The following is a 25,149-nucleotide window of genomic DNA, read 5'->3' as shown; positions in this document are numbered from 1 at the left end:
ATGTCAGCACCCATCCCATATACAGTTCAAAGCGGAGAAACGCTGCAGGATATCGCACAAAAGCTGGGTATCAAAGACTGGACAAAATTGAAAGACTACCATAATGCCAACTCTGAAACGAAAGTCGGCAATACTCCCTATACAGGTTTTTCACTGATGACTCCACCTCCTGATGAGGTGTACGGAATCAATGGTGAAACTCCACCTCCGGATCCTGCTCAGGAGCAAAAGACCGCAGAACAAAAACAGGAAGAGGAAAAAAAAAAAGAAGAAGAAAAGAAGAAAAACGAACAAGCTTCCAAAAGTGATCACGACGGTAAATACTTTATAGTACATGGTGCTAAATGTATCTGTGACCAATCTTTTCCGCAAAACAAGGAAGCTGTTTTACAGGTCACCTCTCACTCTATTATTATCTTGAATGACCAACAGGGTAAACTGGCTGCTACAGAAGATGACAAAACATTCATTCCCCCGGCTGAAACTTTTGTAAAATGTAAATTGAAGCCTTCAGCAGGAGGTTATCTTCCCTGTGTTTTAACTCCCGCTCCAAAATGGGATAACACTTATGATAGTACTCAGGTCATGGGAAAAAATACGCTCACAGAAATTTCTCAATTAAAATGTACTGTAGGCGGAATAATCACTATCTCTCAACACGGCCAAACCGATTCTGTGAGCAATGCCCATGCAGACAATACCAACCCGGCAGAACTGGCCATGGTAAATCCTGCAATAGACCAGCCCAAGAAAAAGGAAGAATATCCTTCAGTGACTTCCATCGTACTGACTCAGGTTGAAAACAGACAGACCTTTAAAGAAATAGATTCAAAAACTAAAAGTAGTGTGATTTATCTGCGTAAAGATGAAGAAGCTTCTTTTAAAGCCAATCTGAAAAGCGGTAACAAACAATTGACCTCATGGATGGTATACAGCGATCATCAGGGCAAAAAGGAAAACAGAATCTTTTTAAGAGAACAGATCGGAACAGAATTCTCACAAAGTTTTGAAGGACTGGGTAAGTTCAGGGTTGAAGGCTATGGTAAACCCAAAAACCAGGAATTTGAAAAAGGAAAATACGACAAATGTGATCCTTCATGTTCGATTGATGTAGAGGTGGTAGAAAATACACTGCTCGACATTGAGCCAACCTCAGCTGACTTTACGGCCCGTATTGATCCATCCAAAAACAGAAAATTCAGAAAAGGGGTTCCTTCTGTTTTTAAGGCAAAATTTTTCATTCCTGATCTTACGGAAGAAGAAAAATCAAGACTTACCATGTCTGTGCTGGATGCCAGCGAAAATACCATTTCCGAAGGGGTTCAAACCAATGGTGACACAATTACTTTTACGCCCAAAAATACAAAAGCAAAATACTCCATTGTAGCACGATATGCCAATGAACAGGGTGAAGTGATAGAAAAAAAGATCTCCGGAGAAACCGAAGGCAATGCGGTTTTAGGCATCAGCCATGGTGCAGAAGTCGTAAGACCAGGAACTTCAATGTCTTTCAGTGTTTCGAAAATGAAATATAAATTCGGAGATGATAATTCGCCTTATGCTCTTACTCCAGGTGAATCTTCAGAAATCAAATGGAATCTGGACGGCGTTCTTATCGGAAACGGGAAAAGTATCTCTGTACCCGGTTCGCGATTGATGACACCCGGAAAACATGTGGTAGAAGCTTACAGCATGGTGGCCAATGCTACCGGAAAAAATGCAAAAAAAGAAGATGATGACTGGCATTTTGAGGTGAAAGAAAATGATGTGATTAGTTTTACGGTGAGTGGTACACCCAAAGTCGGCAAACCTCTTACTGCCACCGTTGATAAAATGATATTTCAGGATCTCCTTCCCAATGAAATAGTGTCTTGGCAAGGGTTTTCAAATGCCGTTACCGGAAAGGCGATCACGTTCACCCCTAAAAAACAGGGAACTTTAACGATTACCAGCAAAATAAAAGGTAAAGGCTCTACACAAACCATAACGGTAGTACAGCCTGCAATTAATGACCTTCAGTTTACGGACAGCAGCGGAAATAAATTGGAAAAAGCAGGCTGGGGACAAAAAGTCAATATCAGGCTTGACCAGAAAGGACTCGAAAATGAAAAAATAACCATCGTACTCTGGGATAGTGATACGGTACAGGACGACCCTGTAAAAACAATTACCATCAATGCTTATGACGGAGGATTAATTCCGGTAACATTGGATGCTGCCATGAAAGGTAAAGCCGGAGACAAGGGATTAATCTATGCAAAAATCTCCGCTCCGGAATTAGTAGCAACAGGTGAAGGACAGGTATTTCCCAAAACATACAAGCTCGATGTTCAGAACAAAAAAGAAATTTTTAATGCCAAATTAGGAAGTGAAGACGGCAGTGAAAAACATACGGTAGTAGATTATGATGAGGTAAGCTTTTTCTATTCTCAGTCACGGGGAATTTCTCCCACTGAAAACTTATATCTCGAAATCAGGGATTCAGTAGTAGGCAGAGATCCGTTACTATTACACCAAACCAACATCAAAGCAGACCAAAACGGAGTCATCAAACAAAGAATCGTATGGAATAATATAAAAAATAAAGTAAATTTATTGACCGTATACGGCATCGTAAAAGAAAAGAATACAGACGGAAAAGTTTTATATGATGCCGATGGAGATTTCTCTATGGCAACCGCTAAACTAAAGAAAGGGAGTACGTTGGTTAAGATTGTGGAAAATAAAGGTGCGGTGAAAGTGGGGGATCAACCACTAAATGGAAAAAATGAAAATAATTGTCCTAGATGTGAAGCCCAAATAACAGTTGCACAACTACAACAAATATATACTAATGCTAAAGACTCAAAAATTTTGGAACAACTTGCTGCAACACTAAATAAATATAAGAAAGTTTTCAAACTTGATACCTGTGCACGGAAAGCTCATTTCTTTGCACAATCTATCCAAGAAGCAGGACATTCATTAGTGCCAGGATTACAAGGTGAAACATTCAACTATTTTAAAGATGTATTACTAGATCCAAATACAGATTTGAAAGCATTTAGAACAGATGAAGGGCAAAGAATTGCAGCAAGATATGCCCGTCAAACAAAAAATGGAGCTCCTATTCCAGAGTCAAATCAAATTATATTAGCAAATTTTGCATATGGCCCACAATATAAAACGGGAAAATCGTTTAAGAATACAGGAAATGATGGTTGGAATTTTAGGGGAAGAGGCTTATTACAAATAACCGGAAGAAGTAACTATGGAGAAATCCAAGAGCAAATAAAAACTTATGCATCTGATTCAGGAGTAGATATCTTAAAGAGATATGATAGTTCTTCTAAGGCTATCAGTAGAGATGCTGGACATATGACTCCTTTAGAAGCGGCTCTAACTGGACTGGCAGACTGGCTTAAAGATAATATGTATTCAGCTGCTGATTCTACCGGTAAAATGTCTGACAATGATGTTGTCGATTTAATTGTGAATATAATTAATAGATATACAAATTCTAGAAAAGAAAGAAAAGAGCACTATCAAAAAACTAAAATAGTCTTTGAAGTTGATAAATGTCCTAAGGTAAAACCTGTACAAGAATCACCTGACGATAAAAATACTATCTGGAGAAATCCGTTGGATAATCCTCAAATTACCATTTATACGCAAGGTGGAAAAAAAAGGCCTTGGAGATCTGCATTTGGTAGAGTAAGAACTGACTTGCCTGGGAAAGATAATGGTAAAAGACCACATCATGGCCTAGATCTATTTGCAGTAATAGGGACGCCAGTATATGCATGCCTACCGGGAAAAGTAGTTAGTTTATCTCCAGGTACAGGATATGGTAATGGGTTAATTTTAAAAGTTGATCCAAAATATCTGGATACCGTTAGAAAGCAAAGGAGAAACTATACACCTTATTATATAAAATCTAAAAGAACTTACAATAAAGATGAGTATGATATTCTAGGGTTTGGTGAATTTGATGAATATGAAGGAATTAATGATAGTGAAGAAGTATATTTAATGTATGCACATTTAAGCGAGTTAGATTCAAAATTAAAATTACATGAAGAAATTACAGTTGATAATTATAAAACAAAAGTACTAGGTAAAACTGGTGATACGGGTGCTACTGGAACCAAAGGACCACATTTGCATTTTGAAATCAGAAGCAAACAAAATCCATCAGGCTACTCAGAAAGATATAACCCAGCCTATTATATTAATTATAAAAATGAGACACAGTTATCAACTGAAGAGAGAAAAATTCAAGACAAAACAGCAGGAAAATAGATTACCAAAAATGAAGAACATATTAAATTTAATTGTATTACTTTTTTTCTTTATTACAATTTCGTGTAAAGAGAATCATTCTGTTAATAGGGACCCAATTGCTTCTAAAGATAATGCTTTAGATAGTTTAGAAAAGAATATTGAGTTTAAACAAATAATATTAAAGTGCAGTGGAGATGATTATAGTGCAAAAAAATGCATTAGTGAAAAAGATAAAGTTGCAATTTCTTTTCTTGAAAAAACGATAAGTATTACTATTAAGGACATAGTTTTTAAAGCGAATATTGAAAATTCGGGAGAGTTAGGTTATCAGATGTACTTATATGGAAGCCCCCAAAATAATAAAGTAATAATATTTGATACTTTTTTAGAAAATGGGCATTTATTTTATACTTATTTTTATGACAATACTAGTATAAAATACTTAGGAAAAAAAGAAGTTATAATTAATGAAGAGTCGAGTATATTAGAGAATATAAGAATAAATAAAAATAAGAATGAACTTATAATTTCTTTTGGAAATAGTATTACGGACCTAAAATTTAATATTGATAAGAGTATTAACTCAGATAACACTTCTAATATCTCTATAAGTGAGATAATGGAGAAAAACAAGTCTAATCCGGAAGAAGTTACCAATCATTTAATTTTCACAAAAGATAGAAACAATAAACTCCAAATTAACACAGAGATCCTAAGCTATATCCAAAAAAACACAACAGCTCAACAAAATCAATATACTTTAGCATTGGAAAAATATGTAACTCACGAAATTATTAAATTCTATGATGATAAAAATAGCCCTTGGACAGAAGAAGAACTTATCAAAATAATAGCTTTTGCTTCCAATACTACAGATCCGCTACATAAGAAGTTTTGGAAAGAATCTCCAGATAATTGGCACAATGGAATGTGGGGAAATATTTTAAGTTTTTGCTATCTCGTTTACCCGGAAACATTATGGATAAAGCTCCAAAACCAATTAAAAAAAGAAAGCTATTACAATTTACCATACTTAAAGGAAATGATTTCCTATGCTTCTGAATTTGATAAGTTTGGTCCACCTTAAAAAACTAATCTTGAAAAGGCGTATATACATATTATCCTTATTGCTATCCCTATTTCTTTCATGTAAGGATACCAAAACAACCATTCCTCCTAACAATGGTGAATTCTTTGATAAAAATAGTATTACAGATTCTTCTGCTTTAACAGAAAGAACTCCGAGTATACTACAAAAAGGAATTGATAAAAAATGGTATGGTATTTATAAAGTTCGATTTGATTATGGAGAAATTGGAGGGATGAATGCAGGGTGGGATTTAGAGATCAATATCAATGGTGAAAATATTACTGCTTCAGGTAGTGGTTATCAAATTGGATTTAAAGATGAGTTAACGGCAACAGAAAAAGGAAATAGATTAATATTAAAACATAAAAAGAATCTTGATGGCTATACTCTTGGAAAAAATATGGACCCTGAGTTTGTTTTAATAGAAGACAACGGAAGTTTTTATGTTCAGTCTGAATGGATAGATTCTGACATAATCACTAAACCTGAAACTAATGGATTTAAAATTGTAAAAAAAAGTAATGAGAATTAAAATGGATGACTAAAACTTAGAAATTCCTTTTTACTAAAAACACAGATTATGCTTCAACTAAAAATTACCCTGGTTTTATTTTCATTATTTGCTATATGCTCTTCTTGCCAGAAGGATCAATCAAAAGAGCAACTAAAAATAGGTTTCGAAAAAATACAAAGCAAAAATAGCACTTTACTTTTTGAAAAGGATCCTGCTAAAATAAGTCTTCCATTCAGTTTTTACCAATATTTTAAAGATGACTATTCCGAATCAAAATACCCTTCCTATGAAGTAAGTTCAAGTTTGATAGACTTCTTAAAAAGCAAGCACTATGATGGAGAAACATATAAAAGTTTTGTCATCCTTTCTAACGATCATTTTCAATATTTAGTTGTTGATATGTCCAGAGGGGATTCAGATTATTTTATTTTAATTACAACTCAAAATAATAAAATTATTGATTATAAAGAAATAGGTTCCATTGGTGACGAAAGCCCTATTACTTTTAAAATATTTCCTGACTTCACCGTTGAAAAGTATAAAGGAAATACAGAAGATGCTACTGCATTTGAAAAGTTTAAAATTGATCAGAAGGGGAAAATTATAAAGCTTTAATTTTGAAATGAAAAAGCTAAAAAAGATAATCCTAGCCGTCCTTGCAAGTCAGATTCTTCTTATTTCATGTGGAAAACCCAAGGAAGTAAAAGATCAAACTACAACTGAAAAACAAGATAAAGTTGTTGATTCCCTAATTGTTGACATCAATAAAGATGGTAAACCAGATAAAGTAATTGTTTTTGAAAAGAAACCATTAGGTAACAGAACAATTGCTGTGGAACTTAATGATCGAAACACCTATAAAATAATAGGTTCCAATGACAAAATTATTGCCTGTTCTCAATGTGGTAATCAATCCGGGGATCCTTATATCGATTTAAAAGCTAATGATAATGGATTTAATCTTATGCTTGAAGATAAGGTCTATACATTCCTATTCAAATCGAATGAAGTTTTCTTAGAAAAAATAGATATCCTTAAAACTAAGCAAACTTCAGAAGGAATAGAAGAGCAACATCAGATTTATACTCCTAAAGATTTTGGAACTATTAGTTTAAATAATTTTGATGATGCTATTATTCTCAAACTTAACAATCATACCAAACAGGTATCTCTTCCTATCCAGCAAGAAGGTCTGGATAAATTTGAATGGGAAAACACCAATTCTCTTGCCAATTACAACAGTAGATTATCCTTGGAAAAATATGGTAGTTTCAATATCATCTTAGCTAAAAATGATAATACTGATGATGTATTTTATACATTATTTACTATGGATAGTAAGGGAAAAACAATTGACTCGTTAAAGGTAAGCTATGCAGACAATGGATATCCTGAATCTAACAAAAGAGAGATAACAACATTTTCAATCGGTAAAAATTACTCTATTGTTTTGAAAAAATTTGATAGAGTTGATAATAATAATGTATTAAAAAATACACAAGAATATAGTATTTCTAACAATGGCCTTTTCTTAAAGAAAAAATAGTTTTATCGGATCAAAAAAAAAATTCAGTGTCAAAGGTGATTGAATTATGAAAAATAAATTATCTGTAATAATTGTAACATTTTTAGTTTTAGTTTCATGCCAAAGACGGGAAACTAAAGCTTCAAGTAAGGAAAATTTAAATCAAGTTGATTCAAAAAAGACATCTCCTATTGAAAATACGCAGAGTTCCCAAAAGATCAATGAAAGTGAATGGCAAGGAACTTACCATTTTGAGACCTCAAACAGAGATGAGGCAAAAACAGCTTTTAATGTTGTAATAAAATCATTGGATAATATTTCAATCCATATTGATGATGATGGAGATCAAGAAAACTATTCTAATATTAAAGCTGAAATAATTAATAAAGATAAAATAAAGATTATTTATAATGCTTCATTTAAAGATGACATGGGTACAATTTATATTGAAAAATCTGATGATGACTTTTATATTTCTGGAAATCCCATCTACTTTATCAATCCCGGAAACAATGAAATGCCTTTGAATAAAATTAAATAATGAAACTAAACATTGTAATCGCCCTATTGTCTTTATTCTTACTCAGCTGTAAAACGCATGATGAAAATAAGAAATACACGACCAATGACTCTCCTACTGAAAGTGTCAGACCATCTGATTCTAAATTTCAGGGTGAGTTTTCAGAATGGCAAGGAAGATATAATGCAAACTTTGAGATATCAAGAATAGAAGATGATTTTACGTTCAACTATTCAATTAACATAGTGGATGAAAAAACTATTTTAATTACCGAGCAAATTAACAAAACGAAAAAAGAAGTTAAAGGATTATATGTAGATTCTTACACTAAGAATAAGCTAATCATAAAATCCAAATCGGATTCTTCACTAGAGTATATTATTAATAAAACTGGCAATGAATTTTATTTAGCAGGAAATACTATTTACTTATTAAATCCTCCGAATGATAATTATTCAATAAATAAAATTAAATAATGAAACTAAACATTCTAATCGCCTTATTGTTCTTATTTCTAGCCAGCTGTAAAACGCATGATGAAAATAAGAAATACACAAGTAATGATTCCTCTACTGAAAGTATCAAACCATCTGATTCTAAATTTCAGGGTGAGTTTTCTTCAACTGTAGAAACAGATGAAACGACTTCAGGTACCGGAAGTATCACGTACCATTTCATCATAAAAAACGATACGGCGGTACTCACCACTACAACTTATCACGAACCTATAAGATGTAACGGAAATTATAAAGCTGTTGAAAACAACGGTATTTTGGAATTGTTTTATGCAGGCAATGAAGAAAGCTGTCAATCAAAAACTGCCAAATTCAAAATCAAGCATGAAAATAATAAGTATTATATACAAGGCTTAGGTGGAGAGGCTACCTTTAATGAGTGGATTGAGCTATTAAAAGTAAAAATTGAAAAGAAGTAAGAGGATGTTTTCAATATCAATCATATTAACATTCAAAACAAACCGATCATTTTTCATATTTTGTATATCTTAGATTAAAATATAGAGATCGCAAATTACTATGGAGATGCCCACTTTTACCCGACCGAGGCAATTAAACAAACATGATATCAGAACCTTAATTCTGTCTTCTTTTGGAGGGATGCTGGAGTTTTATGATTTTGTGGTATTTATTTTCTTCGCCAAAATTATAGGAGATCATTTCTTTCCGCCCACCTTAGATTCTTTCTGGGCATCAATGAATACTTACGGGACATTTGCCGTAGGCTTTTTTGTAAGACCAATCGGAGGAATGGTAATGGCCCATTTCGGTGATCTTTTTGGCAGGAAAAGAATGTTTTTCTTGTCCATTGTTCTGATGGTATTTCCAACATTGGCTATAGGGTTTTTACCCACTTATCAACAAATCGGTTATCTGGCCCCAATCCTTCTTCTTGTTGTCCGGATTTTACAAGGATTTGCTATAGGCGGAGAAATTCCGGCGGCATGGGTTTTTGTGGCCGAACACGTCCCAAGGAATCGCGTCGGATTAGCAGATTCCATGATTACGGCCAGTCTTTCTATGGGAGTATTATTGGGTTCTGCCATCACTCTTTATATCAACACCTCCTTTTCGGCAGAAGAAATTTCTAACGGAGCCTGGAGGTATCCTTTCATTTTGGGTGGACTATTTGGTATTGTCACCATTTTTCTCCGAAGGTACCTTAAAGAAACTCCTGTTTTCATTGAAATGAAAGAGAAGAAAACCCTAAGCGAAAAAATACCATTGCAAAAGATATTTCAATCTCACCTTCCGGATATCAGTTTTTCAATCCTGCTCACCTGGATTTTTACAGGGTGTTCTATCCTTCTTACTCTGATGATTCCCAACCTAATGAGTGATTTTTTTAATATCCCAAGGAAAGAAGCCATTACCATGCAAAGTTACACATTGATCACCATTAGTCTTGGAGCTGTTTTGGGAGGAATAATGTGTGATAAAAAAGGAGCAGGCAGGATGCTTATGCTATGGAGTACCTGCTTTGGGATCTGCAGTTGGTTCTTTTTACAAAAGCTCATCCACATGGAACCCGAAGGATTATCAATACTATATGCCACAACAGGGCTGTTTGCCGGTGGGGTTCTGGGATGTATTCCTTATATCATGATCCACAGATTTCCGGCTTCTGTACGGATTTCCGGTATTTCATTCTCATACAATTTAGGTCAGGCCATTTTTGGAGGGATCACACCCATGATTATCATTCTCATGGCAAAAGATTATCCTCAGGGAATACTGTTTTATGTTTTATTTCTTGCTATACTGGGAGTATATCTGGGATTTCGCACAATGATAAAAAATAAGAAATAGAAATTTCTATCGACAAAAAAACCGCTATTCCAATGAATAGCGGTTTTATATTTTTCTGAAAGATTTTTAACCTTAAGCAGTTGTAGTGGGGGTAAACACTCTTTGTGATAATTCCTGATCAAAAAGGTACAATGCAGATGGGTTATCGCACACCATTTTAATCTTTGTCACATACTGAGAAGCACTTGCTTCCTCTTCCACCTGTTCGTTGATGAACCATTGTAGAAAAGATGTCGTTGCAAAATCTCCCTCTTCGTTAGCATTCTTTACAATATTGAAAATACTTTTAGTTACAATTTTCTCATGTGCCAATGCTTTCTCGAAAATATCCGTTGCATTTTCGAACTCATGTGGCGGCTTTGCAATTTCCCCGATGATGATTTCTCCACCTACATCATTCAAATAATCAAACATTTTATCCGCATGCATCAATTCTTCTTTGCTTTGTACTCTGAAGTAGTTGGCAATTCCATCAAGATCTTTTCCTGAAAACCAGGCAGACATTGAAAGATAATATTGAGCGGCATATTGTTCGTGAGCTATTTGTTCATTAATTAATTTTGCAATTTTTTCGCTAACCATAAGTATTAAATTTATAGTCAAAAATAAGGAATATATGCCCGAAATCAAAAGTTTTACAGAAATTTAATACAAAAAGGATGGAAAAACATCCATCCTTCTAACATTCAAAAATTGAAATTACGAACCATTATTTTGTTTCAACAGCTCCTGTATTCATCGGCTTTTTCATCATCTTTCTGTCTTTCATCGCCACCTTTCTTTCCTCCATTTTAGCCTTTCTGTCAGCCTGCCATTTATCATATTGCTGAGGAGTAAGAATTTGTTTCATATCTGTATCCATTTGTGCTCTTTTGACCTTCATTTCTTCCATCTTAGCCTGTCTGTCCATTTTATGCTTTTCAAATTCGGCTTTCATTTCAGATTTTCTTTTTTCCTGAAGCGCTTTTACCTGAGCAACCTGAGACTGGTTAAGATTAAGATCCTTTTGCATCTGTGCCAAGTGTTCCTGCTCTTTCTGTTGCATCTTTTGTTGCATTTCAGCTCTTCTTGCTTCTCTGTCCTGTGGTGTTGTCTGTTGTGCCATTGCAAAACTTCCCATACCGATAAATGCTATTGCTAAAACTAATTTTTTCATCTTTTTAAAATTTAATTAATTGTTATATACCTTTTTGATTAACAATTAAAACGTAAGTTAAATTAACACATTCATAAATAATGTTAAATTTTAACTAAAATAAATCAAAAATAAATATAAAAAAGGACAGATTATAAAAACCTGTCCTTCACACCACTTAAATATAATATATGAAAATTAATTTCTTACTAAGTTCCCTCGAAATCCTCCACTATTCCCTCGATTCTCTTGTCTTGGAGCCGAACTTTCAGACCTTTGTCTGGAGCCGCCGTCATTTCCTCTGAAGCCACCGCTATTTTCTCTTTTCGGAGCTTCCCTTCTTACTTCATTATTTCCTCGGAATCCGCCGCCACTTCGGAAACCTCCGTTGTTGTTTTCAGCATTTCCCTTAAATCCTCCATTATTCGAGTTGTCTCTGAAACCACCATTATGGTTGGAGTTTCCTTTAAAGCCTCCGTTATTTGTATTGGAATTATCTCTGAAACCTCCGGAGTTATTATTTCTGGTTCCTACATTATCATTTCTGAAACCTCCGGAATTATTACTACCATCCCGTACGGGTCCGCGAAATCCGTTATTACCTCTGTTATCTCTTCTGATAATATCAAAACTAGGATTATCCATTCTACGGAACCTTGACCGGTCTACTCTGTAAATATTAATATTAACATTTCTGTATCTTGGCATCACCGCATATCTCGGAACATAGTACGTTCTTCTGTAATTCTGGAAATAAACAACCGGGCTCATTCCACGATAATAATCATTTCGGAAAACTACAAAAACTCTTGGTCCTAAAATTCTTTCCAATGCATAGAATCTGTCATAATACCATCTGTCCGGATTATATCTGTAAAAGTTATCCCAGGTAGAAAAACTAGCATATAAGTTATTCAATCTTACAATCTGGTCAATCTGCCAAGGGCTTAATCTGTTCTGAGTAAAAAAGCCATTCCAGTTGATGTTAACAATACTGTTTCTATAATCGTTATAATAGTTCTGATAATAATCACTTGGATAATAATCCTGAGGATAATTGTAATAATAGTCATCAGGGAAATTATTACTGTCATTTTGATCGCCGTAATAGCCTCCGTCATTCTGATAATAACCATCATCTCCCCAGCCATTATTCGGATACTGCTGAGCTGACGTCAAAACGCCTAACCCAAAAGCTAATCCCAAAAATATTTTTTTCATCTCAATAGTCGTTAATTGGTTAATATATAGCAGAATATCCTAATTCTATCTTTTTGATTCAAATAAAAAAAAGAAGTTAAATCATTAGATTCAACTTCTTTTAAAATTATTATAACTATTTGATAATCAATAGCAAAATTCACATTCTCCTACTATCCTTTACCCAATAAGCAATTTTTTCATTAAAAGATTGTTTTTCCTTTAAATCTTCAAGTCTTATATGCATTCTGTAGCGCCAATAATGTGGAAAAACAGCTGGATTATTAATTCTTTCATCATCAATATTCTTATTCGTCAGTTCAGCATCTGTAGCCATGAATTCCTGAATTGGAAAAATCGCCAGCATAGCCTCATTATAAAGATGCTGCTTCATAATTATTTCTGCCAGATAAGGGGTTAATTCCTGAGGAGCTTTTCCATACTGGATGAGCTGTTGATTAAAATATCTTTGTGTAAGCGCAGGATCTTCTTTCCACCATTGTCTCAACGTAGAACTGTCATGAGAAGATGCTGTGATCACATTCATGTAAGAAGCATTCCTTGGATTATAAAACGGAATATTCTCAGACGGCATACGCTGAACTTTCAGAGCAATAATGGCCAGTTCGTCCATTGCAACAGGTACGCAAGCCGGAACCATCCCCAGATCTTCCCCACAGATCAGCATTTTGGTAGCATTAAGGATGACCGGAAGTTTCTCCATCGCTTTTTCAAGCCACAGATGATCCTGTCTTCTGAAGAAATAGTCGTGATACAGCTCATAAATGCTTTTCTGCTCCGATTCTGACAGATAGTTAAAAGATTCTGTATTGTATACATTAAATCTCGGATGATACCCCGTTTCACCCTTTCTTTCTTCCGTTAAAAATAAAACATTGGCACAAAGCGAGATCAACTGCTCTTCAATAGAACCACGTGGATTTTTCTTAAAAAAGTCTACCAGTTTTCGCTGGGTATCGAATTCTTCTTTAAATGAATAAGTCCCATCCTGATTAGTATCAATAAACTCAAGAACTTTTCCACGATCGGCACCAAACATATCCGATAAAATCTGGTTATTGATAAAAGGTTTACAATATCTTTCAAAGGTAAACGGAATCTGCAAAGCTTTAAACTCATCCAATACGATAGGAACAGCAGGATAAAAATAGCCTAATATTCCCTGTACCGCAGAAATGGGCATCCTCCAGATTCTGAAAAAACCTAATATATGATCAATTCGCATCGCATCAAAATATTGTTCCAATGCTTTGAATCTATTTTTCCACCATTTATAATCATCAGCTTTCATTGCTTCCCAATTATATGTTGGAAACTCCCAGTTTTGCCCAAGCTCGGTAAATTGATCCGGCGGTGCTCCTGCCTGAAAATCCATTCCAAATAATTCAGGCTCCGTCCAGGCTTCCACAGAATATCTGTAAATACCGATGGGTAAATCACCCTTTAAAGAAACCCCAAGACTATGAGTATAATCTACAGCTTCCTTTAATTGTTTATGAAGCTCATACTGTACCCACGCATGAACCATACAGCTATCATAATCTTTACTTTTCGTGGTAAATAACTGGGAAATTTTTCCTGCAATATATTTCTTATGCGTTTTCCAGTCGTTAAAATTAGGAGTCTTATATTTATCCCTTAATACACAAAATGCGGAGTAAGGAACCAGCCAACTTTCGTTATCTTTTATAAATTTTTTGAAGCCTCTGTCTTTGTAAATACTTTCTTTCTCTGCATTGAAAGTCGCCTTTAAATATCTCCATTTACCGGCAATCATTTTCTCATAATCAATCAAAGCAAGAGCATTTAAGTCCTCTTTTTCAACACGATACTCGTTAACTAATTCTTTCGGTAAAGAAAAATCAAGCCTTTCCAATGAAATATATTGAGGATGCAGCGCATAAACCGATACTGCAGCATACGGATATGAATCCGTCCAAGAATAATTGGCAGTCGTATCATTGATCGGTAATATTTGAATAATTCCAAGGTTTGTTTCCTTTGCCCATTCTGCCAGTTTTTTGAGATCGGCAAACTCTCCCACGCCAAATCCGTCTTCACTTCTCAAAGAAAATACGGGAACTGCGACTCCGGCATCATGATACATCTGGTACCCTTTAAATCTAAAATAATGATTCGAAACAATCTGCAAAACATCCGCTACCGGATTAGCAACCGTAAATCTGTTTTCACCGGTCTCAACATCAATAACTCTATTTTCTCTGGTATCATAAATACAATATTTAAATTGTATAATTTCATTTTCAGGAATTTCAACGGAAGCCTCCCAAATCCCAAAATCAGTCTGAAATAAATGAATGGCTTTATCATAGCTCCAACCTCCTAAAGAAGGAGTACTACCAAACAATACAATTCTCCAGTCAGGATTATAAATCGGTGCTTCTATTCTGAATAAATGAGTATGCTTTTTTAAAACCGTCGATTTTTCAGGAATGAAGCCATGTAACTTATTATAAAGAATTTTATTGTTTAAATAATTCTCAGGGAAATTTTTATTATTCCATTCATCAAAAATAATAAACTCCTTATAATTATGTGGAAAATTTAGATAATGCAGAACAAATTCCTCCCTTACAACATTTTTTTTATCATCTACTACCCTGTACAGATAGGAAATAGATTTTGAAAAATAATCAACCTCACATTTCCATAATCCATTCTCCGCACAAAACATCGTATGAACATGAACTGCAGATCCTTCCTCTCCAATAACCAGCTCCAGGTTCTCTCCAGCTTTTACAATATATTCTACATTAAAGTATAGCTTCATCTATATTTTTTTATAAAATTACATTTTAATCCCGAAAAACAAAACTTATTAAATATCAAATAATCATTAAAAAACCTTCTCAAATATTTTGAAAAGGTCTTATTTTATTTAAGTGATACGTATTTTTTACTTCGTGACAAGAATCTTTTTGTTCAACAATGCTTTTCCTGATTCATCTGCAAGGCTTATAATGTAAGCGCCACTAAGCAAACCTTTTAAATAAACCTTTTGATCCAAAGAACTATCCTTCACAGATAAGTTCTGACTTAAAACGTTCTTCCCGGACATATCAAAAACAGTCAGTTTCACATTCCCCTTCAAACTTCTATCATTACCATGAACATTGATATAATGCTCATCTACCTTCGTTGGATAAATATCAAGATTCGTCAATGCATTAACAGAGGTAGTTTTATTATTGACGAAATATTTACTTGCCAGATCATATATATGTAAATTTTGTTCTCCAGGAAGCTTCTTTGCCTGTAAAGTCAATACATCTACTTCATACATAGGAGCACCTTTTGCACTGGCTATCACAACCTTTCCCTGAGCATTTACAGCAGAACCATTCACAGAATAATTATCCGGAATTCCAGCAATTTTACCCACGAACTTTGCCTTTAATTCTTTAGTCAAAACTTTAAAAACATTTCCGGAAGCCGCGAAAACATAAAAATTATTATCCGAATCAGCAATCATGTCTCCTCCAAAGCCGGTTTCGATCGTAGTAAAAGAATTTTTACCATTAGACACATCATCCTTGACAATCCCTAAATCATTAACTGTATATTGTCCACCTTTATTATTTATTTCCACAAATTGGGTTCCGGAATTATTCATTGCATAAATACTTCCATTAGACCCGGCAGTCATCCTTGTAATATGAGAGTTGATGTCACAAGATGTCACTCTAACTACATTGTTTTCAACCAAACTCATCTCTTTGGTCTGAGGATTTAAAACATAAATATTAGAAGAAAACATCGGCATATACACAAGATTATTATTCGATGGATCATAAGCAAGTGCAGCCATAGTAACGGCTTGAGAATTATTGTATGAATTTCTGTCTTCAGTTACAACACCTTTTCTGCTCTGTGAAAATACCCGTGCCGGAGAATCAGCTGAAAAAATACTTTCCCCAGACCTGCCATTCGCAACATCCAGTGCTCTAAAATCATTGAAATTAATACTTTGTGTATCTTTTCCTGTAATCGCAAAAAAATCTTGTTGTGCCTGAGCATGAATACCAACCAACAACAAAAAGAGAGGGAATAAATGTTTTTTCATAATCAATATATTTTGGATTTGTAATCTTTTCAATATGACTAAGTTACAAATTTATATAGTAAATAAATAAAAAATAATCCATATTCAGATAAAGTTCATATCAAATTAAAATACATCTTGATATTTTGATAATAATAAAAGAAACAAAAATAAGTGATTGGGTATAAAATATCGTTAATAACTTTTCAGGAGCTTTATCCTGCTATCCACTCATACTCCTCGCGCCATCGCTGCCATCCTGAACCTGGTCCACGGATCCAACGCTTGCTGCGGGGTATCCGTTGCTATCAGGGCTATTTGATGAGTAATGGGTAATAAGTAATGAGCAATCATGGCTCAACAATCAACAGGTACGTATACAATCTTTGCCATCTCATAGAAATCTGAATAGCATTACCATAATTCTGCGGTTCTGTATAAGTTATCATCATCAATAGCGACGGGCTTTAGCCCGTTGTACAAATAATCAATCCTTCCATCGGCTTTAGCCAAAATTTAGAAACCTTTTTCATACGCATATCCGCAATCTTTGTCATCTCGTAGAGATCCAGACAGCGTTATTCTATTCTTTAATTAGAATACAATATCTATAACCTTTCAACTGTCCAGATCCTTTCAGGATGACAAAAAGAGGTGATAATTCACAAACAGCGGTGATGTTAATAAATTGAATATGCTTTTACGTCTGATTGGTAAGTAATAATGGGTTCACAATGTAGATATTCAATAGCGACGGGCTTTAGCCCGTTGTACAAATAATCAATCCTTCCATCGGCTTTAGCCAAAACCAATAAAACATTTCTACACGAATATCCGCAATCTTTGTCATCTCGCAGAGATCCAGGCAGCATTATTCAATTATTTAATTAGAATATAATGCTGCATATCTCTTTTCAACCGTCCAGATCCTTTCAGGATGACAAAACAGGTGCATATCAGGGAATAATAATGAGGATAACAAATTATTGAAGTCACCCTAATCTTATCATAACTTATATTATTGAAAATGAAGAATTGAAAGTTGAAGGGAGTAGAAAAAAGGTTGGGGATTGAAAGATTGAAAATAAAGTAACCCAGTGGTATATGGTAATTCAACATTACTTATCACTCATTACTCATTGCTCATTACCTATTCCTAGGGGTATATACCAAAAAAAAGTCTCATACATGACTGTATGAGACTTTTAAAATAAAATAAAAACTGGCGGCGGCCTACTCTCCCGCTTTCGCAGTACCATCGGCGCTGGTGGGCTTAACTTCTGTGTTCGGAATGGGAACAGGTGAGCCCCACCGCTAAAACCACCCTAAAGGTTGTATATAGCATCTGGCTTATTGCATAGGGCTCTTGGCTTGTTTGCCAATCACTTTTTGCTGTTTGCCTTTTGCGTTTTAATCGATAAAAACTTTCACAAAGAGCTAACCTTGCTGCACTTTCGCAGTACCATATCAGGCTATAAATCTACGGGTAATTAGTACTACTCGGCTATGACATTACTGTCTTTACACCTATAGCCTATCAACGTGGTCATCTCCCACGACCCTTAAAAGATGTCTCATCTTGAGGCGAGTTTCGCACTTATATGCCTTCAGTGCTTATCTCTTCCAAACGTAGCTACTCAGCAGTGCACCTGGCGGTACAACTGATACACCAGAGGTTTGTTCAATTCGGTCCTCTCGTACTAGAATCAAGCCCTCTCAAACATCTAACGCCCGCAATAGATAGAGACCGAACTGTCTCACGACGTTCTGAACCCAGCTCGCGTGCCACTTTAATGGGCGAACAGCCCAACCCTTGGGACCTTCTCCAGCCCCAGGATGTGACGAGCCGACATCGAGGTGCCGAACCTCCCCGTCGATGTGAGCTCTTGGGGGAGACTAGCCTGTTATCCCCGGAGTACCTTTTATCCTATGAGCGATGGCCCTTCCATACGGAACCACCGGATCACTATGTCCTGCTTTCGCACCTGATCGACTTGTAGGTCTCACAGTCAAGCACCCTTATGCCATTACACTCTACGCACGGTTACCAAGCGTGCTGAGGGTACCTTTGAAAGCCTCCGTTACTCTTTTGGAGGCGACCACCCCAGTCAAACTACCCACCACGCAATGTCCTTCCCAAAGGAAGTTAGGCTCCAAGTAAGTAAAGGGTGGTATTTCAACGTTGGCTCCACAAACACTAGCGTGCCCGCTTCACAGCCTCCCACCTATCCTACACATTACTTACTCAAAGTCAATACGAAGTTATAGTAAAGGTTCACAGGGTCTTTTCGTCCCATTGCGGGTACTCGGCATCTTCACCGAGACTACAATTTCACAGAGCTCATGGTTGAGACAGTGCCCAGATCGTTACACCATTCGTGCAGGTCGGAACTTACCCGACAAGGAATTTCGCTACCTTAGGACCGTTATAGTTACGGCCGCCGTTTACTGGGGCTTCAGTTAATGCCTTCGGTTTAACCCTAAGCACCTTCCTTAACCTTCCAGCACCGGGCAGGTGTCAGACCCTATACTGCATCTTTCGATTTTGCAGAGTCCTGTGTTTTTGATAAACAGTCGCCTGGGCCTCTTTACTGCGGCCACCATTGCTGATGGCGTCTCTTCTCCCGAAGTTACGAGACTATTTTGCCTAGTTCCTTAACCATGATTCACTCTAGCACCTTAGGATTCTCTCCTCGACTACCTGTGTCGGTTTTGGTACGGGTTGCTTCACTTCGGCTTTTCTTGGAAGCACTTTCCCTACAGCAGCTTCGCCCGAAGGCTAGGCCTTGACTATTCCGTCAGTCTCCAGTAAGTACGGCACTCCGTCCCCTTTTTAGTGTGAGCAAGTATGGGAATATTAACCCATTGTCCATCCACTACCCCTTTCGGGTTCGCGTTAGGTCCCGACTAACCCTCAGCTGATTAGCATGGCTGAGGAAACCTTAGTCTTTCGGTGAGGGGGTTTCTCGCCCCCTTTATCGTTACTTATGCCTACATTTTCTTTTCTATCCGCTCCACAATACCTCACAGTACTGCTTCGGCGCAAATAGAATGCTCTCCTACCAGATGTATCCCTAAGATACAAATCCATAGCTTCGGTAATATGTTTATGCCCGATTATTATCCATGCCGGACCGCTCGACTAGTGAGCTGTTACGCACTCTTTAAATGAATGGCTGCTTCCAAGCCAACATCCTAGCTGTCAATGCAGTCCAACCGCGTTGCTTCAACTTAACATATATTTGGGGACCTTAGCTGTTGGTCTGGGTTCTTTCCCTCTCGGACATGGACCTTAGCACCCATGCCCTCACTGCCGTAGAACATTTATTAGCATTCGGAGTTTGTCAGGAATTGGTAGGATTTGACTCCCCCGCATCCAATCAGTAGCTCTACCTCTAATAAACTTATATACGACGCTGCACCTAAATGCATTTCGGAGAGTACGAGCTATCTCCCAGTTTGATTGGCCTTTCACCCCTACCCACAGGTCATCCGAAGACTTTTCAACGTCAACCGGTTCGGTCCTCCACTCTGTGTTACCAGAGCTTCAACCTGCCCATGGGTAGATCACAAGGTTTCGCGTCTAATCCTACTAACTATACGCCCTATTCAGACTCGCTTTCGCTCCGGCTCCGGTACTTAATACCTTAACCTCGCTAGTAAAATTAACTCGTAGGCTCATTATGCAAAAGGCACGCCGTCACACCATATAGGTGCTCCGACCGCTTGTAGGCGTACGGTTTCAGGTTCTATTTCACCCTTCTATTCGAAGTGCTTTTCACCTTTCCTTCACAGTACTTGTTCACTATCGGTCTTTCAGGAGTATTTAGCCTTGGAGGATGGTCCCCCCATATTCAGACAGGATTTCACGTGTCCCGCCCTACTCATTTATCACTCAAATATGCCTTTCATATACGGGGCTATCACCCTCTACGGCCGTTCTTTCCAGAACATTCTATTAAACATATATCAGCTTTTGGGCTAATCCGCTTTCGCTCGCCACTACTTACGGAATCTCTTCGATTTCTTTTCCTCCGGGTACTTAGATGTTTCAGTTCTCCGGGTTTGCTCTCTAAATAAATTTAGAGTGACATGTCTTCAACATGCCGGGTTGCCCCATTCGGACATCTGCGGATCAATTCGTGTGTGCCAATCCCCGCAGCTTTTCGCAGCTTACCACGTCCTTCGTCGCCTCTGAAAGCCTAGGCATCCGCCATACGCCCTTAACGATTTCTTTCCTAATATTAAATTAGTTCAGTATTTTTTGATAAAATTTAATTTATCGATATTTTTATAAACTCGGCACTCGAAAGTGCTCGGTTATCTCTTTGTGATGTCTTTACCGTTAATGTCAATGATCTTAATGTCTTCTTGTCAGCTTAATGAACAGATATTGTTTTTGGCTCTATCCGTAACTTTTAAATTAAGCTTTCAAAACTGTGGAGAATAAGGGAGTCGAACCCTTGACCTTCCCGATGAATCGGGACGCTCTAGCCCCTATCGGCTAAAATCCTGTGTTTTATTTTATAAATATCTTCTATTCTTGTTACATTACTGTAACTATGTGGAGAATAAGGGAGTCGAACCCTTGACCTCCTGCGTGCAAGGCAGGCGCTCTAGCCAGCTGAGCTAATTCCCCTCTAGGTGCTTCTAGCTTTTGGCTTCTTGCTATTGGCTTTATGCCAGTAGCCAGTAGCTATTTGCTATTCGCCTTAATTAGTAGTCTCGGGCAGGCTCGAACTGCCGACCTCTACATTATCAGTGTAGCGCTCTAACCAGCTGAGCTACGAGACTTTGTTATGAGTAATGAATGATGAGTAATAAGTAATTCCTTCTTCCTCTGCATTGCTCAATCTCTTTCCCTAATACTAATTTCTAGTGGGTGTTGTATTTTTTTATATAATCAACCAAACAAAAAACTAAAGCTTTACTTTAAGTAAGTACTTGTATCCTAAGATACTAATTTTGTTTATCGTCTAAAAGACGCTCTAAAATGAGATGTTCCAGCCGCACCTTCCGGTACGGCTACCTTGTTACGACTTAGCCCTAGTTACCTGTTTTACCCTAGGCAGCTCCTATTACGGTCACCGACTTCAGGTACCCCAGACTTCCATGGCTTGACGGGCGGTGTGTACAAGGCCCGGGAACGTATTCACCGCGCCATGGCTGATGCGCGATTACTAGCGATTCCAGCTTCATAGAGTCGAGTTGCAGACTCCAATCCGAACTGAGACCAGCTTTCGAGATTTGCATCACATCGCTGTGTAGCTGCCCTCTGTACTGGCCATTGTATTACGTGTGTGGCCCAAGGCGTAAGGGCCGTGATGATTTGACGTCATCCCCACCTTCCTCTCTACTTGCGTAGGCAGTCTCACTAGAGTCCCCAACTTAATGATGGCAACTAGTGACAGGGGTTGCGCTCGTTGCAGGACTTAACCTAACACCTCACGGCACGAGCTGACGACAACCATGCAGCACCTTGAAAAATGTCCGAAGAAAAGTCTATTTCTAAACCTGTCATTTCCCATTTAAGCCTTGGTAAGGTTCCTCGCGTATCATCGAATTAAACCACATAATCCACCGCTTGTGCGGGCCCCCGTCAATTCCTTTGAGTTTCATTCTTGCGAACGTACTCCCCAGGTGGCTAACTTATCACTTTCGCTTAGTCTCTGAACCCGAAAGCCCAAAAACGAGTTAGCATCGTTTACGGCGTGGACTACCAGGGTATCTAATCCTGTTCGCTCCCCACGCTTTCGTCCATCAGCGTCAGTTGTTGCTTAGTAACCTGCCTTCGCAATTGGTGTTCTAAGTAATATCTATGCATTTCACCGCTACACTACTTATTCCAGCTACTTCAACAACACTCAAGACCTGCAGTATCAATGGCAGTTTCACAGTTAAGCTGTGAGATTTCACCACTGACTTACAGATCCGCCTACGGACCCTTTAAACCCAATAAATCCGGATAACGCTTGCACCCTCCGTATTACCGCGGCTGCTGGCACGGAGTTAGCCGGTGCTTATTCGTATAGTACCTTCAGCTACTCTCACGAGAGTAGGTTTATCCCTATACAAAAGAAGTTTACAACCCATAAGGCCGTCGTCCTTCACGCGGGATGGCTGGATCAGGCTCTCACCCATTGTCCAATATTCCTCACTGCTGCCTCCCGTAGGAGTCTGGTCCGTGTCTCAGTACCAGTGTGGGGGATCACCCTCTCAGGCCCCCTAAAGATCGTAGACTTGGTGAGCCGTTACCTCACCAACTATCTAATCTTGCGCGTGCCCATCTCTATCCACCGGAGTTTTCAATATCAAATGATGCCATTCAATATATTATGGGGTATTAATCTTCCTTTCGAAAGGCTATCCCCCAGATAAAGGCAGGTTGCACACGTGTTCCGCACCCGTACGCCGCTCTCAAGATTCCGAAGAATCTCTACCGCTCGGCTTGCATGTGTTAGGCCTCCCGCTAGCGTTCATCCTGAGCCAGGATCAAACTCTCCATTGTATGTTTGTCTGACTCACTCAAAGTTTTTTAACGCTTTAGTTTTTCCTTACTTGGTTGTTATATTATATTTCAATGAACTTCTTGTCTTTCGCTTTTCAACGAAGCACTCTCTTCTGTCAGTGGCACTCCGTATTTGCGAGTGCAAAAGTAAAACTTTATTTCTTAATGACCAAATGTTTTTGAAGAAAATTTTAAAGTTTATTTTGTAACCTTAATTCCTTCGCTAACCCTCAATCCCTCTACTCCTGCGCTCCCTTAATTGGGACTGCAAAGATACTAACTTTATTTTAACTCGCAACCTTTTTTATTAAAAAGTAAAAGTTTTTTTTCGCTTCGTTTCTTTCGTAGATCTTAATGTTTCTGCTTATCTAAAAGCCCTTCTGCGCTTACTGAATATCTTTCGTTTTTCAGTGGGGCAAAGATAGAAACTTCATCTATACCACGCAACTTTATTTAACATAAAATTAATCCACATAATACAATTGTGGGAAAGTTTGACATCTAGTAACCTGATAATGCATATTTTAATAACATTTCAACACTTATCAACAATGAGCAATTAGAAGATATGATTCTTTGTATATAATGAGTATTCACTTATACTCCATAAATAACAGCTATTTTTAAATAAAATTAATTGAAGTCATTTATATAAAAGTAAGCTCAGTTAAAAAATAGTCATAGATATCTATTCAAAACTAATACTAACAAACACAGCTTAGCTTTTCAACAAACGAATGTTTATTCGACTTTATTATCTCGCATAGATGAAAGGTAATGTAAGAATGATTTAGATTTTAAATAAAAAGATTGTGAATGCTATTATAGCCTTGTATAGATCCTTTCAGGATGACAAAAAGAGGTGATGCTTCGGAAGCAGCAGTGATGTTAATAAATTGAATATGCTTTTACGTTTGATTGGTAAGTAATAATGGGTTCACAATGTAGATATTCAATAGCGACGGGCTTTAGCCCGTTGTACAAATAATCAATCCTTCCATTGGCTTTAGCCAAAACTTAGAAACCTTTTCCACACGCATATCCGCAATCTTTGTCATCTCGCAGAGATCCAGACAGCGTTATACTATTATTTTAAATATAATGTACATAATCTTTCAACCGTCCAGATCCTTTCAGGATGACAAAAAGAGGTGATGCTTCGGAAGTAGCAGTGATGTTAATAAATTAAATATGTTTTTACGTTTGGTTTGCACGTAATAATGGGTTCACAATGTAGATATTCAATAGCAACGGGCTTTAGCCCGTTGTACAAATAATCAATCCTTCCATTGGCTTTAGCCAAAACTTAGAAACCTTTTCCATACGCATATCCGCAATCTTTGTCATCTCGCAGAGATCCAGACAGCGTTATTCTATTTTTTCATTAGAATATAATACTGCATATCTCCTTTCAACCGTCTGGATCCTTACAGGATGACAAAAAGAGGTGATAATTCACAAACAGCGGTGATGTTAATAAATTGAATATGTTTTTACGTTTGGTTTGTACGTAATAATGGGTTCACAATGTAGATATTCAATAGCAACGGGCTTTAGCCCGTTGTACAAATAATCAATCCTTCCATTGGCTTTAGCCAAAACCTAATTATTATTTAAAATTGAAAGTTGAAAATGGAAATTGCAAAATAGAGGATTGAAAGATTAAAAATAAAGTAACCCAGTGGTATATGGTAATTCAACATTACTTATCACTCATTACTCATTGCTCATTACCTATTCCTAGGGGTATATACCAAAAAAAAGTCTCATACATGACTGTATGAGACTTTTAAAATAAAATAAAAACTGGCGGCGGCCTACTCTCCCGCTTTCGCAGTACCATCGGCGCTGGTGGGCTTAACTTCTGTGTTCGGAATGGGAACAGGTGAGCCCCACCGCTAAAACCACCCTAAAGGTTGTATATAGCATCTGGCTTATTGCATAGGGCTCTTGGCTTGTTTGCCAATCACTTTTTGCTGTTTGCCT

14 protein-coding genes, 3 tRNA genes and 4 rRNA genes are annotated in these 25,149 nt (G+C 37.1%); 9 read left to right on the top strand and 12 right to left on the bottom strand.

Annotated elements, in window-relative coordinates:
- The 9 genes from EG342_RS08410 to EG342_RS08370 all read left to right on the top strand — a co-directional run bounded on the left by EG342_RS08410 (window position 1) and on the right by EG342_RS08370 (window position 10,236).
- The gene (locus tag EG342_RS08410) at window positions 1–4,281 is read left to right on the top strand and encodes a PAAR-like protein (protein ID WP_123868053.1); all 4,281 of its coding nucleotides are present in this window, start codon (window positions 1–3) and stop codon (window positions 4,279–4,281) included.
- Between the two features lie 10 nt (window positions 4,282–4,291).
- On the top strand, window positions 4,292–5,350 hold the full coding sequence (locus EG342_RS08405) for a hypothetical protein (RefSeq protein ID WP_123868052.1): 1,059 nt from the start codon (window positions 4,292–4,294) through the stop codon (window positions 5,348–5,350).
- 10 nt (window positions 5,351–5,360) lie between these two features.
- Complete coding sequence (locus EG342_RS08400; RefSeq protein WP_123868051.1) at window positions 5,361–5,885, top strand: hypothetical protein; 525 nt, start codon at window positions 5,361–5,363, stop codon at window positions 5,883–5,885.
- 48 nt (window positions 5,886–5,933) lie between these two features.
- A complete protein-coding gene (locus EG342_RS08395) occupies window positions 5,934–6,482 on the top strand; it encodes a hypothetical protein (protein WP_103294321.1) in 549 nt (182 codons plus the stop codon).
- Window positions 6,483–6,489: 7 nt separating this feature from the next.
- The gene (locus EG342_RS08390) at window positions 6,490–7,413 is read left to right on the top strand and encodes a hypothetical protein (protein ID WP_103294320.1); all 924 of its coding nucleotides are present in this window, start codon (window positions 6,490–6,492) and stop codon (window positions 7,411–7,413) included.
- A gap of 46 nt (window positions 7,414–7,459) precedes the next feature.
- On the top strand, window positions 7,460–7,933 hold the full coding sequence (locus EG342_RS08385; RefSeq protein ID WP_103294319.1) for a hypothetical protein: 474 nt from the start codon (window positions 7,460–7,462) through the stop codon (window positions 7,931–7,933).
- A complete protein-coding gene (locus EG342_RS08380) occupies window positions 7,933–8,388 on the top strand; it encodes a hypothetical protein (protein WP_103294318.1) in 456 nt (151 codons plus the stop codon). The genes EG342_RS08385 and EG342_RS08380 overlap by 1 nt, the downstream gene beginning before the upstream one ends.
- On the top strand, window positions 8,388–8,846 hold the full coding sequence (locus EG342_RS08375; protein ID WP_103294317.1) for a hypothetical protein: 459 nt from the start codon (window positions 8,388–8,390) through the stop codon (window positions 8,844–8,846). The genes EG342_RS08380 and EG342_RS08375 overlap by 1 nt, the downstream gene beginning before the upstream one ends.
- 106 nt (window positions 8,847–8,952) lie before the next feature.
- Window positions 8,953–10,236: an MFS transporter gene (locus tag EG342_RS08370; RefSeq protein WP_164465162.1), complete on the top strand. Its 1,284-nt coding sequence runs from the start codon at window positions 8,953–8,955 to the stop codon at window positions 10,234–10,236.
- Between the two features lie 72 nt (window positions 10,237–10,308).
- On the opposite strand, the gene EG342_RS08365 is transcribed toward EG342_RS08370, so the two are convergent.
- From EG342_RS08365 to rrf (EG342_RS08315), 12 genes are all read right to left on the bottom strand, one after another.
- On the bottom strand, window positions 10,309–10,818 hold the full coding sequence (locus tag EG342_RS08365; protein ID WP_103294315.1) for a ferritin: 510 nt from the start codon (window positions 10,816–10,818) through the stop codon (window positions 10,309–10,311).
- A 127-nt stretch (window positions 10,819–10,945) separates the two neighbouring features.
- Complete coding sequence (locus EG342_RS08360) at window positions 10,946–11,392, bottom strand: hypothetical protein (protein WP_103294314.1); 447 nt, start codon at window positions 11,390–11,392, stop codon at window positions 10,946–10,948.
- Between the two features lie 177 nt (window positions 11,393–11,569).
- On the bottom strand, window positions 11,570–12,592 hold the full coding sequence (locus EG342_RS08355; protein ID WP_103294313.1) for a hypothetical protein: 1,023 nt from the start codon (window positions 12,590–12,592) through the stop codon (window positions 11,570–11,572).
- A 139-nt stretch (window positions 12,593–12,731) separates the two neighbouring features.
- Window positions 12,732–15,383: a 4-alpha-glucanotransferase gene (locus EG342_RS08350; protein WP_103294312.1), complete on the bottom strand. Its 2,652-nt coding sequence runs from the start codon at window positions 15,381–15,383 to the stop codon at window positions 12,732–12,734.
- 126 nt (window positions 15,384–15,509) lie between these two features.
- Entirely contained in the window at window positions 15,510–16,676 is a 1,167-nt protein-coding gene (locus EG342_RS08345; RefSeq protein ID WP_103294311.1) for a T9SS type A sorting domain-containing protein, read from the bottom strand.
- Between the two features lie 1,199 nt (window positions 16,677–17,875).
- Window positions 17,876–17,983: ribosomal RNA gene (gene rrf / locus EG342_RS08340) — 5S ribosomal RNA — on the bottom strand.
- Window positions 17,984–18,125: 142 nt separating this feature from the next.
- Window positions 18,126–20,892, bottom strand: a 23S ribosomal RNA gene (locus EG342_RS08335).
- A gap of 203 nt (window positions 20,893–21,095) precedes the next feature.
- A tRNA-OTHER gene (locus tag EG342_RS25120) sits at window positions 21,096–21,168 on the bottom strand.
- Between the two features lie 52 nt (window positions 21,169–21,220).
- Window positions 21,221–21,294, bottom strand: a tRNA-Ala gene (locus EG342_RS08330).
- Window positions 21,295–21,375: 81 nt separating this feature from the next.
- Window positions 21,376–21,449 (bottom strand) — tRNA-Ile (locus EG342_RS08325).
- Window positions 21,450–21,646: 197 nt separating this feature from the next.
- A 16S ribosomal RNA gene (locus tag EG342_RS08320) occupies window positions 21,647–23,163 on the bottom strand.
- Window positions 23,164–24,967: 1,804 nt separating this feature from the next.
- A 5S ribosomal RNA gene (gene rrf, locus EG342_RS08315) occupies window positions 24,968–25,075 on the bottom strand.
- The 16S, 23S and 5S rRNA genes sit together here with 3 tRNA genes alongside, the layout of an rRNA operon.
- Window positions 25,076–25,149: the final 74 nt, after the last annotated feature.

This window comes from Chryseobacterium lactis (genome assembly GCF_003815875.1).
Lineage (GTDB): Bacteria > Bacteroidota > Bacteroidia > Flavobacteriales > Weeksellaceae > Chryseobacterium > Chryseobacterium lactis.
The sequence above is the reverse complement of the archived record's forward strand: the minus strand, read 5'-3'. Positions and strand labels throughout refer to the sequence as shown.